The sequence below is a fragment of the Eudoraea algarum genome (genome assembly GCF_050589645.1).
In the GTDB taxonomy this organism is placed as follows: domain Bacteria; phylum Bacteroidota; class Bacteroidia; order Flavobacteriales; family Flavobacteriaceae; genus JBNGOQ01.
The window spans coordinates 1-1,448 of record NZ_JBNGOQ010000010.1 but is presented as its reverse complement, the minus strand read 5'-3'; the positions used below and the strand labels follow the sequence as shown (position 1 = coordinate 1,448).

The following is a 1,448-nucleotide window of genomic DNA, read 5'->3' as shown; positions in this document are numbered from 1 at the left end:
GTCCCGTCCTCACTGGTGTAGGTAAAACTACCGTTACCATTGTCCACGAGCGTGGTCACCGTATTGTTCGTGTCCACTGTTATTGTGGTACCTGAATCGTCCGTGATATCAAAGGTCCCGTCACCGTTGTCCACCACAGTGGCACGCCTTGCATCAAAAGTGGTGGCGGTGCCATCCTCGTTGGTATAGGTCAAGGTCCCGTCACCGTTATCGGCCAGGGTACTCGTCGTCTCGTTAAAGGTCGTTATGGTCCCGTCCTCGGAGGTATAGGTAAAGCTACCGTTGCCGTTGTCCACAAGTGTGGTCACCGTGTTGTTGGTGTCCACGGTCACCGTGGTACCGGAGTCGTCCGTGATATCGAAGGTGCCGTCGCCATTGTCCACCACCGTGGCCCTACGGGCATCGAAGGTGGTGGTTCCGCCATCTTCGTTGGTATAGGTCAGGGTCCCGTCGCCGTTATCGGCCAGGGTACTCGTCGTTTCGTTAAAGGTGGTGATGGTCCCGTCCTCAGAGGTGTAGGTAAAACTGCCGTTACCATTGTCCACCAAAGTGGTCACCGTATTGTTCGTGTCCACGGTCACCGTGGTACCGGAATCGTCCGTGATATCAAAGGTGCCGTCCCCGTTGTCCACCACTGTGGCCCTTCGGGCATCGAAGGTGGTCGTTCCGCCATCTTCGTTGGTATAGGTAAGGGTCCCATCACCGTTATCGGCAAGGGTAGATGTCGTCTCGTTAAAGGTCGTTATGGTCCCGTCCTCAGAGGTGTAGGTAAAGCTACCGTTACCATTGTCCACAAGTGTGGTCACCGTATTGTTGGTGTCCACCGTTATCGTGGTACCGGAATCGTCCGTAATATCGAAGGTGCCGTCGCCGTTGTCAACCACCGTGGCCCTTCGGGCATCGAAGGTGGTCGCCGTACCATCCTCATTGGTATAGGTAAAGGTCCCGTCGCCGTTGTCGGCAAGGGTCGAGGTCGTCTCGTTAAAGGTCGTTATGGTCCCGTCCTCGGAGGTGTAGGTAAAACTCCCGTTACCGTTGTCCACGAGCGTGGTCACCGTATTGTTGGTGTCCACCGTTATCGTGGTACCGGAATCGTCCGTAATATCGAAGGTGCCGTCGCCGTTGTCCACCACCGTGGCCCTGCGGGCATCGAAGGTCGTGGCAGCGCCGTCCTCATTGGTATAGGTCAGGGTCCCGTCGCCGTTGTCGGCAAGGGTCGAGGTCGTCTCGTTAAAGGTCGTTATGGTCCCGTCCTCGGAGGTATAGGTAAAACTTCCGTTGCCGTTGTCCACAAGTGTGGTCACCGTGTTGTTGGTGTCCACGGTCACCGTGGTACCGGAATCGTCGGTGATATCAAAGGTACCGTCGCCGTTGTCCACAACAGTGGCCCTACGGGCATCGAAGGTCGTGGCAGCGCCGTCCTCGTTGGTATAGGTCAATGTACCGTC

The 1,448-nt window shown here is 56.4% G+C and carries 1 protein-coding gene; it reads right to left on the bottom strand.

What is annotated here, in order from left to right; all coding sequences use genetic code 11:
* Window positions 1–1,448: beta strand repeat-containing protein (locus tag ACRD67_RS20640; protein WP_430969189.1), on the bottom strand; the 1,448-nt coding region annotated here is incomplete at both ends.